General features: G+C 75.6%; 13 protein-coding genes. 6 read left to right on the top strand and 7 right to left on the bottom strand.

All coding sequences use genetic code 11. The features are described 5' to 3' along the window. Nucleotides 1-213: 213 nt before the first annotated feature. Together AB0442_RS02840 and AB0442_RS02835 are read right to left on the bottom strand one after the other, a co-directional pair. Nucleotides 214-2,667, bottom strand: coding sequence for a glycoside hydrolase family 9 protein (locus tag AB0442_RS02840; RefSeq protein WP_366160188.1), 2,454 nt, complete (start codon nt 2,665-2,667; stop codon nt 214-216). Between the two features lie 314 nt (nt 2,668-2,981). Next, entirely contained in the window at nt 2,982-4,040 is a 1,059-nt protein-coding gene (locus AB0442_RS02835; RefSeq protein WP_366160186.1) for an ATP-dependent DNA ligase, read from the bottom strand. Between the two features lie 69 nt (nt 4,041-4,109). Here AB0442_RS02835 and ligD point away from each other — a divergent pair, with 69 nt between their 5' ends. Next, nucleotides 4,110-5,108: a non-homologous end-joining DNA ligase gene (gene ligD, locus AB0442_RS02830; protein WP_366160184.1), complete on the top strand. Its 999-nt coding sequence runs from the start codon at nt 4,110-4,112 to the stop codon at nt 5,106-5,108. 245 nt (nt 5,109-5,353) lie between these two features. After that, the gene (locus AB0442_RS02825; protein ID WP_366160183.1) at nt 5,354-6,067 is read left to right on the top strand and encodes a hypothetical protein; all 714 of its coding nucleotides are present in this window, start codon (nt 5,354-5,356) and stop codon (nt 6,065-6,067) included. 19 nt (nt 6,068-6,086) lie between these two features. Here AB0442_RS02825 and AB0442_RS02820 read toward each other — a convergent pair whose 3' ends face one another. Then, nucleotides 6,087-6,632: a YrhB domain-containing protein gene (locus tag AB0442_RS02820; protein WP_366160181.1), complete on the bottom strand. Its 546-nt coding sequence runs from the start codon at nt 6,630-6,632 to the stop codon at nt 6,087-6,089. 53 nt (nt 6,633-6,685) lie between these two features. Next, nucleotides 6,686-7,420 (bottom strand): histone deacetylase, encoded by a 735-nt coding sequence (locus AB0442_RS02815; RefSeq protein WP_366160179.1) that lies wholly within the window; start codon nt 7,418-7,420, stop codon nt 6,686-6,688. Nucleotides 7,421-7,576: 156 nt separating this feature from the next. Here AB0442_RS02815 and AB0442_RS02810 point away from each other — a divergent pair, with 156 nt between their 5' ends. Genes AB0442_RS02810 through AB0442_RS02800 form a run of 3 tightly spaced genes read left to right on the top strand, consistent with a single transcriptional unit; the run spans nt 7,577 to nt 9,197 of the window. After that, nucleotides 7,577-8,005 (top strand): hypothetical protein, encoded by a 429-nt coding sequence (locus AB0442_RS02810; protein ID WP_366160177.1) that lies wholly within the window; start codon nt 7,577-7,579, stop codon nt 8,003-8,005. Between the two features lie 23 nt (nt 8,006-8,028). Further along, a complete protein-coding gene (locus tag AB0442_RS02805) occupies nt 8,029-8,232 on the top strand; it encodes a helix-turn-helix transcriptional regulator (protein WP_363540755.1) in 204 nt (67 codons plus the stop codon). Beyond that, nucleotides 8,229-9,197, top strand: a complete 969-nt coding sequence (locus AB0442_RS02800) for an NAD(P)-dependent alcohol dehydrogenase (RefSeq protein ID WP_366160175.1) — start codon at nt 8,229-8,231, stop codon at nt 9,195-9,197. The genes AB0442_RS02805 and AB0442_RS02800 overlap by 4 nt, the downstream gene beginning before the upstream one ends. Before the next feature lie 9 nt (nt 9,198-9,206). Here the strand turns inward: AB0442_RS02800 and AB0442_RS02795 are convergent, their stop codons facing one another. The 3 genes from AB0442_RS02795 to AB0442_RS02785 all read right to left on the bottom strand — a co-directional run bounded on the left by AB0442_RS02795 (nt 9,207) and on the right by AB0442_RS02785 (nt 11,721). Further along, complete coding sequence (locus AB0442_RS02795) at nt 9,207-10,016, bottom strand: alpha/beta hydrolase (protein ID WP_366160174.1); 810 nt, start codon at nt 10,014-10,016, stop codon at nt 9,207-9,209. A gap of 128 nt (nt 10,017-10,144) precedes the next feature. Then, nucleotides 10,145-10,636, bottom strand: a complete 492-nt coding sequence (locus AB0442_RS02790) for a tyrosine protein phosphatase (RefSeq protein ID WP_366160172.1) — start codon at nt 10,634-10,636, stop codon at nt 10,145-10,147. Between the two features lie 158 nt (nt 10,637-10,794). After that, on the bottom strand, nt 10,795-11,721 hold the full coding sequence (locus AB0442_RS02785) for a MerR family transcriptional regulator (protein ID WP_366160170.1): 927 nt from the start codon (nt 11,719-11,721) through the stop codon (nt 10,795-10,797). Nucleotides 11,722-11,813: 92 nt separating this feature from the next. Here AB0442_RS02785 and AB0442_RS02780 point away from each other — a divergent pair, with 92 nt between their 5' ends. Then, nucleotides 11,814-13,319, top strand: a complete 1,506-nt coding sequence (locus tag AB0442_RS02780) for an alpha/beta fold hydrolase (RefSeq protein WP_366160169.1) — start codon at nt 11,814-11,816, stop codon at nt 13,317-13,319. Nucleotides 13,320-13,347: the final 28 nt, after the last annotated feature.

Genomic DNA, 13,347 nt, shown 5'->3' with positions numbered 1-13,347 from the left:
GGTGGCCGGGCCTGCAGGGCACGGGTGTCGCCGCCCGGCAGGCCCTGGTCGATCGCCCGGGAGAGCAGGTGGGGCGGCGGTGTCAGCAGGGCCGTCCGGAGGCTGCCGGGTATCGCGCGGCGGGGCGGCCGGGGCAGGTGTGCCTCGGCGCCCGGAGGGGTCCGCGGTCCGGCCCGCCCCCTCGGTGGGCCGGACCGCGGTGGGAGGGGTGGTTCAGGTGGTGCAGGCCCGGCCGTTGAGGCTGAAGGCGGGCAGGGCGGCCGGGCTTCCGGTGGCCTGGAAGCCGAAGGAGGCGGTGCCGCCCGGGGCGAGGGTGCCGTTCCAGCCGGCGTCGCCGGCGGTCACGGCCGCGCCGGACTGGGTGACGCGGGCGTTCCAGGCGTTGGTGATCTTCTCACCGCCCAGGTAGGTCCAGGCGAGCGTCCAGCCGGAGACGGTCGTGCTCCCGGTGTTGCGGACGGTCACGTCGGCGGTGAACCCGGTGCCCCAGTTGCTGCCCACCGTGTAGGCGACCGTGCAGCCGGCGATCGGCTGGGTGGGGCTGCCGCTCGGCGAGGGCGAGGGTGAAGGCGAAGGAGACGGCGAGGGTGAAGGAGACGGCGACGGCGACGGCGAGGAGCTGGGGCTCGGCGAGGGGGACGGCGACGGCGTGGTGCCGTCCGGTTCGGCGCCCCACTGCGGTACTCCCCCGTCCAGCAGCCGGATGTTCGGCGCGTTCACCGGCGTCGAGCCGGGTACCGGCGAAATTCCCTGGTACGACCAGTCGTCGGTCGGGTCCCATGCGCCGGAGGAGGCGATCCGGAACTGGACCTCCTTGCGGTACGCGGACTGTCCGGCCGGCGCGATCACGGTGTTCGAGCAGTCGACGGTGACGTAGTAGGTGGAGCCGGAGTACAGGGTCGGGCCGCTGATCGCCCCGCATTGGTTGTAGTTGGTGGTGAGGGTGATCTGACTCGGGCTCACCCCCGGCTCCAGGGTGAACCAGTACCGCAGCGAGGCGTTCCTCAGCGCGCGGGCGGGCCATGCGGAGGTGTTGACGAGGTACGCCTTGATCTCGGTGAAGTTGGTGCCGGAGGCGTTCACCGAGGCCTGGACGGTCGTCTCCGGCCCGTCCGGGGTCTCCGTGGGCGGGAAGGCCGCGAGCGGGCTGCCGCCGTACTCCCCGTAGAGCCGGGCGAGGGCGCCGGTGAAGGCGGCGTTGTAGTCGGTGGCGACCTCGTTGTTGACGTAGTTGGAGCGGTCGTCGGTGTAGGAGTCGTCGGGCGAGCTCGGTCCGCCGACCAGGGCGCCGATCAGGGTGTGGCGGCTGTTGACCGGGTTGGTGAGCTGGTCCGTCCAGGAGCCGTGGGCGGTGCGGTGGTGCGGGTTCTTCGGCGGGTTGGCACCGAAGCCGATGAGGTAGCTGGACCTGCGGGGGTTGTCGCCGAGCGCGTAGTCGATCTGGCGGACGGCGAAGTCGTGGTAGCGGGCCTTGCGGGTGGCGTCGCCGGTGAGCCAGTCGGAGTAGACCAGCGCCGCGAACGAGGTGTTGGCGGCGTAGCGCAGCGATCCCCAGGAGTCGAGCACGGCCTCGCCGCCGGGCGAGTACTTCACCTGGCTGCCGTTGACGCCGACCGTCCACCAGTCCAGCCAGCGGTTGGCGTCGTCGACGTACTGCTGCTTGCCGGTGAGTTGGGCGAGCAGCACGTACGCGCCGTAGGACTTGTCGTCCCAGGCGATCGTCCGGCGGTAGGACTTGGTGCTGCTCTGCGGCTCGGTGGAGAGGTCGGCGTAGTAGGTCTCGGCCTTGGCGAGGTAGCTGCTGTCGCCGGTGGCCTTGTACAGCCAGATCGCACCCCAGACCAGTTCGTCGTTGTAGCCGCTCCAGGAGTTGTAGTAGCCCTGGGCGTCCTTGATGCAGTCGCTGTACTTGCCGCGGTGGGTGTCGGCGAAGGAGTACAGCTGCTTGGCGTGGGTGACCAGCGTGGCGGCGTACGCCGGGTCGCTGTCGGCGAAGACGATCGAGGAGGAGGCGAGGGCGGCGGCGGTCTCGCCGGCGAGGTCGGAGCCGGGGCAGGTGGCGTCGATCCTGTACGCGGGCCGGGCCATCGGCAGCACCTCGGCCGGGCCCCACCAGGCGTGGTCGGCCGAGCCGTTGCCGACCTGGCCGTAGAGCACGTTCGGGGCGGCGTGCGCCTTGAGCAGGTAGTCGTCGACGAAGCGCAGGTTGTTCTTGAGGTACGGCATCTGGCCGGAGGCGGTGTAGCCCTGCTTCGCGGCGATGCCGCCCCAGGCCAGCATGGTGGTGGAAGCGGCCATCGGCAGGCCGAACTTGACGTGGTCTCCGGCGTCGTACCAGCCGCCGGTGAGGTCGAGCCCGACGTCCTTGCCGTCGTCGAGGGCGGAGTCGCCGCGCCAGCCCACCCGGTTGGTGGCGGGCAGCTTGCCGGACTGCTGGGCCTCGTAGAAGAGCAGCGACTTCTGCAGCGCCTCACCGTAGTTGAACGCCGGGGCGGCGGCGCGGGCGGGCGCGGCGTGCAGCGGCAGCAGGGCGCCGGCGGCGAGCGCGAGGGCGGCGGCCGCCCCGAAGGCGGTGCGGCGGGCCGGGCCCTGCCGGTGGCGGCGGGCGGCCGGACGGGTGGGCGCGGGGGCGGCCGGGCCGGGTGGGGGTGCGGCGGAGTAGGGCACGGGCGTCCTTCCGGGACGGCGGGGTGGGCCCGGCGGAGGGGACGCGGCTGGCGGCGCCGGGGGCAGGTGCGCGGGGGCGGAACAGCGGGTGGCGGTGGGGGTGGGTGGGACCGGGGCGGAGTGCGGGCAGCCTCGGGGAACACCCGTGACCTGCTGCAATGTCATGGGAGCGCTCCCATTGCAGCCGACCGGGGTGGTGTCGGCAGGCAGCGGGCGGCGTCCATGGTGTCCGTGCCGCCGCGTCCGTGTCAATGCACAACGCGGCACTCGGGCAGCGGAGTTGGCGATGCGAGCGACCCGGAGCCGGGCCGGGTTCAGCGGAGGACGTCCGACAGGTCGTAGGAGACCGGCTCCTCCAGCTGCTCGTAGGTGCAGCTGACCGGCTCCCGGTCGGGGCGCCAGCGGCGGAACTGGGTGGTGTGCCGGAAGCGGGTGCTCTCCATGTGGTCGTACGCCACCTCGAGGACCCGGTCGGGGCGCAGCGGCACCCAGGAGAGGTCCTTGGTGCCCGTCCAGCGGCTGACGGCGCCGGGCAGCCGGGAGGCGGCCTGGGCGCTCTCGTCGGCCCAGGCCGCCCACGGGTGGCCGGTGAGGTCGTCGAGCCGCAGCGGGGCCAGCTCCTCGACCAGTTCGCGGCGCCGGGCCATCGGGAAGGAGGCGCAGACCCCGACGTGCTGCAGCTGCCCGTCGCCGTCGTAGAGGCCGAGCAGCAGCGAGCCGACGACCGGTCCGCTCTTGTGCTCGCGGTAGCCGGCGAGGACGCAGTCGGCCGTCCGCTGGTGCTTGATCTTGAAGAGGGTGCGCTCGCCTGCCGCGTACGGGCCGTCCAGCGGTTTGGCGACCACCCCGTCGAGTCCGGCGCCCTCGTACCGGGCGAACCAGGTCCGGGCGAGTTCGATGTCGGTCACGGCGGGCGCCAGGTGGACGGGGGCACGGGCGCCGGCCAGGGCGGACTCCAGGGCGCTGCGGCGCTCGGCGAGCGGGCGGTCGGCGAGGGCGGTGTCGCCCAGCGCCAGCAGGTCGAAGGCGACGAACGAGGCGGGGGTGCGCTCGGCGAGGGTGCGGACCCGGGAGGCCGCCGGGTGGATGCGCTCCAGCAGTTCCTCGAAGCGCAGCCGGCCCTCCCGGGCGATCACGATCTCGCCGTCGACCACGCAGCGGGCGGGCAGCTCGCGGCGGAAGGCCTCCACCAGTTCGGGGAAGTACCGGGTGAGCGTCTTGGTGGTGCGGCTGCCGATCTCGACCTCGTCGCCGTCGCGGAAGACGATCGCGCGGAAGCCGTCCCACTTGGCCTCGTACTGCATGCCGGACGGGATCTCGGCCACCGACTTGGCGAGCATCGGCTGCACGGGCGGCATCACGGGAAGGTCCATGCTCCGATCGTCGCCGCACGTCGTACGGCCCGCGCGCCGGATGCGGGGGGCCCGCCTAGCGTGGGAGGCATGGCCTCGACAGCGGTTGAACTGGAGGTGGACGGCCGGTCGGTCCGGCTCTCCAACCCCGACAAGGTCTACTACCCGGCGCGCGGCTTCACCAAGCGGGACGTCGCCGAGTACTACCTGGCGGTCGCGCCGGGCGTGCTGCGCGGGCTGCGGGACCGGCCGACCACGCTGCAGCGGTTCCCGGACGGCGTCGAGGGCGAGTTCTTCTACCAGAAGCGGGCGCCCAGGGGCCTGCCGGAGTGGCTGCCGACCTCCCGGATCGTCTTCCCGAGCGGCCGCAGCGCCGACGAGGTCTGCCCGAACGAGCCGGCCGCGGTGCTGTGGGCCGCCAACCTCGGCTGCCTGACCTTCCACCCCTGGCCGGTGCGCCGTGCCGACACCGAGCACCCGGACGAGCTGCGGATCGACCTCGACCCGCAGCCGGGCACCGACTTCCACGACGCGGTGACCGCCGCGCACGAGCTGCGCGTGCTGCTGGAGGAGCTGGGGCTGCGCGGCTGGCCGAAGACCTCCGGCGGGCGCGGGCTGCACGTCTACGTGCCGGTGGAGCCGCGCTGGACCTTCACCGACTGCCGGCACGCCGTGATCGCGCTCGGCCGGGAGCTGGAGCGCCGGATGCCCGGACGGGTGACCACCGCCTGGTGGAAGGAGGAGCGCGGCGATCGGATCTTCGTGGACTACAACCAGATGGCCCGCGACCGGACGATCGCCTCGCCGTACTCGCTGCGGGCCCGGCCCGGGGCGACCGCCTCCACCCCGCTGCGCTGGGAGGAGATCGACGACGTCGTCCCGCAGGACTTCGACCTGCGGACGGTGCCCGCGCGGTTCGCCGAACTCGGCGACCTGCACGCCGAGATGGACGACTTCGCGTTCGGCCTGGACCCGGTGCTGGAGCTGTTCGCGCAGCAGGACGCCGTGGACCTGCCCTACCCGCCGGACCATCCGAAGATGCCGGGCGAGCCGATGCGGGTGCAGCCGAGCCGGGCGAAGAAGGGCTGAGCGCGGGGCCCGGGCCGGGCAGGAACCTCTCGTTCGCGGTCCGGAACCGTCGGATCCGGTCGATCCGCACCGGTTCCGAACGCCGGCCCTCCGCCGCCCCGGTGCGTGGCTACGCTCGCGCACCTGACACCGCTTCGGGAGGGGACGGCGAGATGGGCGAGACCACGACGTACGGCGGGTGCGCGGCCACCGAGGTGCCGCGGCGGCCGTGCCCCGGCTGCGGCGACGAGGGCTGACCGGGCCCGGTGGACGCCTACGAGGAGCTGCTGGTGCTGGCCCGCGGCACCGCCCGGACGCTGCTGGCGCAGGGTGTCGCGCCGCTGTCGTTCCGGGACGACGAGGGCGCCGCGGTGGACGGCTGGGTGGTCGACCGGCTGCCCGCCTGGGACCGCGGCGGGGCGGCGGTGCGGACGCGCCGCACGGAGGTGCGCAGCAGCTGTGCGCTCGTCCTGGACGTGGACGGGCGGTTCCACCGCTACCGGGACAGCTCGCTGCGGATGCCCGCCGGCGGCCGGACGGTGGTCACCCGTCGGCTGGAGCTGTCGCCGGCCAGCGCGCGGACGCTGGTCGCGCTCGGACCGGGCCGGCCCTTCGACCAGGTGACGGTGCTGCTGGAGCAGTTGCCGTGGACGGCCGTGCCGCACCGGCCCGCCGTCCGGCCGCAGCCGGTGGCCGCACCCCCGCCGCCCGCTCCGGTGCTGCCGTCCTGGGCCCGGCGGCCCGGGCCGGAACCGGTCGCCGCCGTCCCGGCGGCCGGGCGTCGGCGGGCCGGTGCGGTCACCGGCATGCTGCTCGGCCTCGCCGGCGGCTGCGTCTGCGCGACCGCGGCCACGCTGGCCTGCACCGCGCTGTGGGGTGGGGGCGCGCGGCCGGCCGGCCTCGCGGCGGCCGGGGCCTGCGTGGCGGCCGGCACCGCGCTGGGGGCCGTCCGGGGGCGCCGAGCGGCGGGGCCGGGCTGACGGCCGCGGGCCGGTCCCGTCAGGTGAGCGGCTGCCCGGCGGGGCCGGTGAGGCGTTGGATGTCCGCACGCAGCCACGGGTCGTCGGGCCGGGTGAGCCGCACCAGTTCCTCCGGCGGCTGGGCGCCCTGCGCGACGGCCGTCACGTAGGCCTTGGCCTGGGCGATGCCCAGCCGGGGGTGGAGCCGGCGCAGCCGGTGCATCGCCGCGACCGGCCCGGCGGACCGCGCCAGACCGCGGATCTCGATCACCAGCGGGTCGTCGTCCGTCCCGCCCCGGACCTCGCGGCGGTAGAACGTCTGCCAGTCCTCGTGCAGGCAGGTCTCGCGGACGAAGTGGACGCTTCCGTCCTGCCGGTCCACCAGGTACGGGCCGCTCCGGAAGCTGTCGCGTTCGTCCCGGGTGCGCAGCCACACCGACGACTGGCAGAAGACGAGCCAGCCGACGGCGAGTTCGTCCACCCGGTGGGCGGCGAACTCGGGCAGGTACGCCTTCCGGCTGTCGGCCAGCCGGTCGCGGGCCAGTTCGGTCTCGACCAGTTCGACGGCGCGCTCCTCGGTGATCACCGCTCCAGTGTCCCGTGCCGCGCAACCGGTTTCCTCGTTGCCCCGACGGGGCGTCACTGCTCCGACCGGGACCGGAGGGCGGTGAGGAGGGAGTCCGGGGTCCAGCGGCCGGCGGCACCCGGCCGGGTGCTGAGGTAGGCGGCGGCGCGCGGGGCGGGCCAGCCGTGGGACTCGGCGAGGCCGGTGGCGAGGTGCCGCAGGTAGCCGGCGGAGGGGCGCGTCAGCGGTGCCTCGCTGCTGCGTCCGGCGGCGGTGAAGGTGACCACCGGGTGGCCGTCCAGGGTGCCCGGGCAGAGCAGGGTCTCGTAGCGGCCCGGACCGAGGGTGGCGCGGCCGTCGCGCAGGGCGGCGGCCAGGCCCGGGGCGGCGGACGCCCGCGGGGTGCGGTGCATCTCCTGGGCGGCGATGTCGAGCAGTTGGTCCAGGGTCAGCAGGTAGCCGCGGACGGGCAGTTCGCCGTCGTCCTCGGCGTCGAGGAAGGCCATGCCGCCGCCCCAGACCAGGGACTCCCGGGCGAAGTAGAGCCGGCCCGGCAGCAGCAGCGGCAGGTCGGCGGCGGGCGGGCGGGGGTCGCGGCAGCCCGGGTAGCGGCGGGTGGCGCCGGGCGGGCTGCCGCCCGCGAGGTAGGCGTGCAGCCGGGTCCGGCGCATGTTGGAGCCGTACGCGGCGTACCAGACCGGGCGGGCCAGGTCGACCGGGTCGGCCGGGTCCACCAGCCCTGCGGGGTCGAGGAGTTCGGGTGGCCGCAGGCGGTGCGGGCGGGGCCGGCGCGGCGCGGGGGTGGCCATGCCCGATGATGCGCGGGCCCGCGGTGCGCCCGGCGTCGGCCCGCCGGCCGGGCCGTGGGCTTCACCCGTCCGGCGGGAGCGCGTGCGTCGACTCCGACGCAGCCCGCGAGGTAAAGAATCTTTGACACGATGTCCGGTCTGCTTTACCTTGCCGGTATGGCAGTCGAAGAGAAGCGGGCCTGGATCATGCTCCTGGTCACGCTCTGCAGCTACGCCGCGTACGCGGCAGTCGTCCTCGGCGGCGCCGGCTCCGGTCCGCTCACCGCCGCGCCGTACCGGGCGGCCCTGCTCTGGAGCGTCGGCCTCGCGATCGCGGTCTCGATCGTGCTGCACATCGCGGTCTCGCTCGCCTCGCCGGAGGGCGACCGGCAGAAGGACCAGCGGGACCGCGAGATCCACCGGTTCGGCGACCACGTCGGCCAGTCCTTCCTGGGGATCGGCGGAGTGGCCGTGCTCGTCCTGGCCATGCTCCGCGCCGACCACTTCTGGATCGCCAATGCGACGTACCTGGCCTTCGTCCTCTCGGCCCTGCTCGGCTCGGCCGCGAAGATCGCCGCCTACCGGCGGGGGTTCGGCCCGTGGTGAAGCCGACCAGGGTCACCAACAGCATCCGCGCGCTCCGGTTCGCCCACGGGGAGATGACCCAGGCGGCACTGGCCGAGCGGATCGGCGTCACCCGACAGACCGTCATCGCCATCGAGCAGGGCCGGTACTCGCCCTCGCTGGAGATGGCGTTCCAGATCGCCCGGGTGTTCGGCGTCGCACTCGACGACGTCTTCCAGTACCCGCAGACCGAGGGGGAGGCACAGTGAGGGCCGTTGTGCAGGACAGGTACGGCGAGGCCGAGGTGCTGCAGCTCAGGGAGGTCGAGCGGCCGCGGCCGGGGGCGGACGAGGTCCTCGTCCGGGTCCGCGCGGCCGGAGTCGATCCCGGCGTGTGGCACCTCATGGCGGGCCTCCCCCACCCCGTGCGGCTGGCGTCCGGGCTGCGCACCCCGCGCAACCCCGTCCGCGGCCTGGACGCCGCCGGGGTCGTCGAGGAGGTCGGCCCGAACGTCACCGCCTTCCGGCCCGGGGACGAGGTGTTCGGCGTCTGCGAGGGATCCTTCGCCGAGTACGCCCTCGCCAGGCCCGGACGGCTCGCCCCCAAGCCCACCGGGCTGACCTTCGAACAGGCCGCGGCCCTGCCGATCTCCGGCTGCACCGCGCTGCAGGCCCTGCGCGACACCGGCGGCCTCCGGGCCGGGCAGCACGTCCTGGTGATCGGCGCGGCCGGCGGCGTCGGCTCGTACGCGGTGCAGGTCGCCAAGCTCCTCGGTGCGGAGGTCACCGGGGTGTGCAGCACCGGGAAGACCGAACTCGTCCGCTCGCTCGGCGCCGACCGGGTGCTCGACTACACCCGCGAGGAGATCACCGAGGGCGGATACCGCTACGACCTCGTCCTCGACACCGCCGGGAACCGGCCGCTGTCGCTGCTGCGGCAGGTCCTCACCCCACGCGGCACCCTGGTCATCGTCGGCGGCGAGGGCGGCAGCGGATGGCTGGGCGGCCTCGACCGGCAACTGCGGGCGGTCGCGCTCTCGCCCTTCGTCGGACAGCGGCTGCGCACGCTGGTCGCGCAGGCCCGGACGGCGGACCTGCGTCACCTGGCCGAGGCCGCCGAGCAGGGCCGGCTGGTGCCCGTCCTCGACCGCGGCTACCCGCTGGACCGGGCGGCGGACGCGGTGCGGCACGTCCACGCCGGGCACGCCCGCGGCAAGGTGGTGCTCACCGTGTGACGGCGGCCGTCAGCGGTCCGGGCGGAGGACGGCGTCGGCGATCAGACGGGCCACCGCCGCGGGCTGTTCCACCATCACCAGGTGGCCGCTGTCCGCGACGGTCTCCAGGGTGACCGACGGGCAGGCCTCCAGCGCGGCGCGCTCCTCGCCGGTCAGCCCGACCTCGTCCCGGTCGCCGCGCACCACCCGGGCCCGGACGCCCGCCCCGCACAGCCGCGGGACGAGGGAGCCGTGCCGGTCGAGGTAGGCGAAGTACTCGGTCATCGCCCGGCGGCAGAAGGCCGCCGAGTTCCGCTTCAGGTCGGCCAGCAGCGGCGCCCGCCGGGGCTCCGGGATGCTGTCCGCCAGGGCCTTCGGCGCCAGCCACAGCATCGCCGGCCAGACCCCCGCGCCGAGGCCCGGCACCCGGCCGAGCTTCGTCGCGACCGCCAGCGCCGTGGACTCGTCCGACCGCGAGAAGGTCGGCGAGAGCAGCACCACCGGTCCGGCGAAGTGCCCGCCGCCGACCATCTCCAGCGCGATGTTGGCACCGATGCTGTGCCCGACCACCGCCGTGCAGCCCTGCTCGGCGGCGAAGGCCGCGGTGATCGCCGCGTAGTTCTCCATCGAGACGTCACGCGGCGCGACCGTCCCCGCGTGGCCCGGGACGGTCGCCGCCACCAGCCGGATCGGCGCCCCGGCGAGCGGCTCGGCGGCCATCAGGTCGTCGTAGAAGGCCGTGCTGCACAGCCCGCCCGGCAGCAGCAGCACCCGGTGCGGCGCGTCGGCCGGCCCCGACTCCCGTACGTCCCAGGCATGGAACTGCGCGGCACCGCTCACGGCTCGGCCCTCCGTCTCGCTCGACCACCCCCAGTCTCCCGCGCCCCCGGCCACCGACCGCCCACCCTGCGCCGAACGTGGCATGTCGGGCCCGCCCGCGGGTCCGGACCGACCGGGACCGGCCCCGATCAGGCCGTGTGCCGCAGCAGGGCGGTGGGCCAGGCGCGCTGGTCGGGGGTGTCGGGGACGGCGAGGCCGCGGGCCCGTTCGACCGCGGCCCAGGCGGTCCCGGGTGGGGTGCCGCCGAGGACGAGGAGGGAGACCGCGAGCAGGGAGGAGCGGCCGATGCCCGCCCGGCAGTGCGTCACCACGTGGGCGCCGTGCCGCAGTCGGGCGGACAGGTGGTGGGGGGCGGGCAGCACGGCGGCCGGGTCGGGAACCGTCCGGTCGGGGATCGGGAGGGCCACGTACTCCAGTCCGGCGGCGGCCGCGAGCTCGGGCTCTGCGGTGAGGCCGAGCTCCTCGCGTTCGTCCGCGGTGAGCGCGCAGACGAGCACGTCCGTGCCGGCGGCGGCCAGCGCGGCCATCTCGTCCGGCAGCCAGTCGTGGCCGCGCGGGCGGGCCATGGTGCTGAGCCGGCCGGGGCCGGGCAGGTCGACGGTGAACAGGGAGGCGCGCACGGCGGCACCGCATTTCGCTCGGGAGGGAGTGGGCCCCGGGCGGGACGTCGGGCGGCGCTCGGAGACCTGACGGAACGTCGAGGGAGCGGATCGCCCGCGTGGCGGCCACGGGGTGGGTGTCAGCGTACCCCCGTGTCGGGCCGGGCAGGCCCGACCGGTCAGGCCGGGTCGGCCGTCAGGGCGGCGCGGAGCCAGTCGTGGGCGGCGCCGAGGGTGGGGGCGGCCGGGTCGGCGAGTTCGCCGGCGAGCTGCCAGTAGCGGTCCATCACCGGGTGGGCGAGGGCGTCGAGGCGGTGGACGAGCCGGCGGCGGAACAGCGGGGTGTCCCGGTCGCCGTGGGCCCCGGCGTACGCGGCGACGAAGCAGTCGAGCGCCTCGCCCGGCTGCGGCGCCCCTCCGCTGCGCAGCGCCGGGGCGGCCAGCTCGTACGCCTCGCCGAGGCCGTCGTAGAGCACGGCCGGGCGGTAGTCGCGGGCGTCCGCCGGGGGCGGGGGCGGCGCGTCGCTGCCGCCGGCGGGGCAGGGCATGGTGGCGAGGGCGTGCATCCGGGCGAAGGCCAGCACCTGGGCCGGCCGCGGCTCGGCGGGCGGCTGCGGCACCGCCGCGTCGACGATCCACCGGATCTGCCGGGTGGACAGGCCGCCGGGCAGGACCCGCCGCCAGTAGCGGGCCAGAGCGGTGGTGTCGGGCGGGGTGGCGACCACGCCGATCAGCCGGAGCCGGTCGGCGCGTTCCTCGGTGGTGCAGTCGCGCAGCAGCTGCAGGGCGGCCTCCCGCCAGCGCAGCGCGACGAGTTGGGTGCCCAGCTCCTTCAACTGCCGGGCGACGGCGTCCTCCAGCGCGTCGGCCCCGGTGTCGGTGTCCTCGCGGCGCAGGACGCGGTCGATCTCGGGGACGGGCAGGTCGAGGGCGCGCAGCGAGCGGATCAGCCGCAGCCGGTCGAGCGCCCCGGGCCCGTACCTGCGGTGGCCGCCGGTGCTGCGGGCGGCCTCGGGCAGCAGGCCGCGGTCGGAGTAGAAGCGGACGGTCTTCACGGTGACGCCCGCCCGTTCGGCGAGTTCCCCGATGCTCCACAGATCGGCCATGACCACGACTTGAACCTCCCTCAGGGGGAGTTCCTACCGTACCGGCACACGCGGGCGGCCGACCGGCCGCCGGAGCGGGCGAGGAGGCGACGATGGCGGTGTTCGTGCTGGTGTCCGGCTGGTTCACCGGGAGCTGGATCTGGGAGGAGGTGGCGGACCGGCTGCGGGAGTCCGGGGCGGAGGTGCATCCGGTGGTGCTGACGGGCATGGACGGGCCGGCCGGGTCGGCGCCGGCCGGCACCGACCTGGAGACGCACGTCGGGGACGTGCTGCGGGTGGTCGACGGCGTGGCCGCGCCACAGGTGGTGCTCGTCGGCCACGGCTACGGCATCCATCCGGTCCTGGGCGCCGCCGACCTGCGTCCGGAGCGGATCGCGCGGGTCGTGCACCTGGACGCCGGCATGCCCGGGGACGGCGACACGGCGGCGCAGTCGGTGCCGGACCAGGAGGTCCGTGCGCGGCTGCTCGGCGCCGGGCCGGTGCTCGCCGAGGTGCCCGCGCCGACCGCCGACGCGTGGCGGCGCTGGGGCAGCACCACGGGGCTGACGGACGGGGCACTGGCCCGGCTGACCGCGCACGCCGTGCCGCAGCCCGCCGGGACGCTCACCCGTCCGCTGAGGCTCTCGGGCGCCGCGGCCGCACTGCCCTCCACCGGGATCCTGTGCACCGGCAGCGGCATGACGATCGCCATGCTCCGGGTGGTGGCCTCCGGCGACGACCCGGTCTCCCGGAAGCTCACCGACCCCGCGGTGCGATTCTTCGAACTCGCCACCGGGCACTGGCCGATGCTCTCCTGCCCCGGTGAGCTGGCCGAGGTGCTGCGGCGGTCCGCCGCCGGGGAGGGCCACCGGCTCACCCCGACCGCCGAAGCGCCCCCGCACCTGCGGCCCTTCGTGCTGGAGGTGCCGGGGCGGCCGCGCGAGCGGACCGGCCGGGTCGACCTGTACCTCCCCGACGGCGCCGGCCCCCAAGGCCGCCGCCCGGCGGTGCTGTTCGTCCACGGCGGCCCGCTCCCGGCGGAGGTGCGGCCCACCCCCCGGGACTGGCCGGGGCTGGTCGGCCACGCCCGGTACGCCGCGGAGCTCGGCGCGGTCGGCGCGGTGGTCGACCACCGGCTGCACGGCTTCGCCGACTACCCGCAGGCCGCCGGGGACCTCGCCGCGGCCGTCGACCTGCTGCGCGCCGAGCCGCGGGTCGACCCGGACCGGATCGCCCTGTGGTTCTTCTCCGGCGGCGGGCTGCTGCTCGCGGACGCGCTCCGCGAGCCCGAGCCGTGGCTGCGGTGCACGGCGGCGAGCTACCCGGTGCTCGCGCCGCTGCCCGCCTGGGGCCCGGTCGATCCCCGCTTCCGTCCGGTGGAGGCGGTCGGCGCGGCCGGACGGCTGCCGGTCGTGCTGACCCGGGTCGGCCGGGAGAACCCCGGGATCGCGGCCGGCGTCGCGGAGTTCCTGGCCGCGGCCGAGAAGGGCGGGGCCGCCGTCGAGGTGGTCGACCTGCCCGACGGGCACCACGGCTTCGACACCGCCGAGCCCACCGAGTCGTCGCGGCGGGCGGTGGAGCGGGCGATGCGCTCCGTCCTGGTGCACCTGCGCGCCTGAGCCGCCCTCGGTGGTGCACGCGGAAGGG

Source organism: Kitasatospora sp. NPDC085895 (assembly GCF_040702125.1).
In the GTDB taxonomy this organism is placed as follows: Bacteria; Actinomycetota; Actinomycetes; order Streptomycetales; family Streptomycetaceae; genus Kitasatospora; species Kitasatospora arboriphila.
The sequence above is the reverse complement of the archived record's forward strand: the minus strand, read 5'-3'. Positions and strand labels throughout refer to the sequence as shown.

Bases quoted from the DNA above. Each gene is read 5' to 3' on its own strand.
- AB0442_RS02780 (WP_366160169.1), top strand. From the start codon at position 11,814: ATGGCGGTGTTCGTGCTGGTGTCCGGCTGGTTCACCGGGAGCTGGATC.
- AB0442_RS02835 (WP_366160186.1), bottom strand. From the start codon at position 4,040: ATGGACCTTCCCGTGATGCCGCCCGTGCAGCCGATGCTCGCCAAGTCG.
- AB0442_RS02815 (WP_366160179.1), bottom strand. From the start codon at position 7,420: ATGGCCACCCCCGCGCCGCGCCGGCCCCGCCCGCACCGCCTGCGGCCA.
- AB0442_RS02785 (WP_366160170.1), bottom strand. From the start codon at position 11,721: ATGGCCGATCTGTGGAGCATCGGGGAACTCGCCGAACGGGCGGGCGTC.
- ligD (WP_366160184.1), top strand. From the start codon at position 4,110: ATGGCCTCGACAGCGGTTGAACTGGAGGTGGACGGCCGGTCGGTCCGG.
- AB0442_RS02810 (WP_366160177.1), top strand. From the start codon at position 7,577: ATGGCAGTCGAAGAGAAGCGGGCCTGGATCATGCTCCTGGTCACGCTC.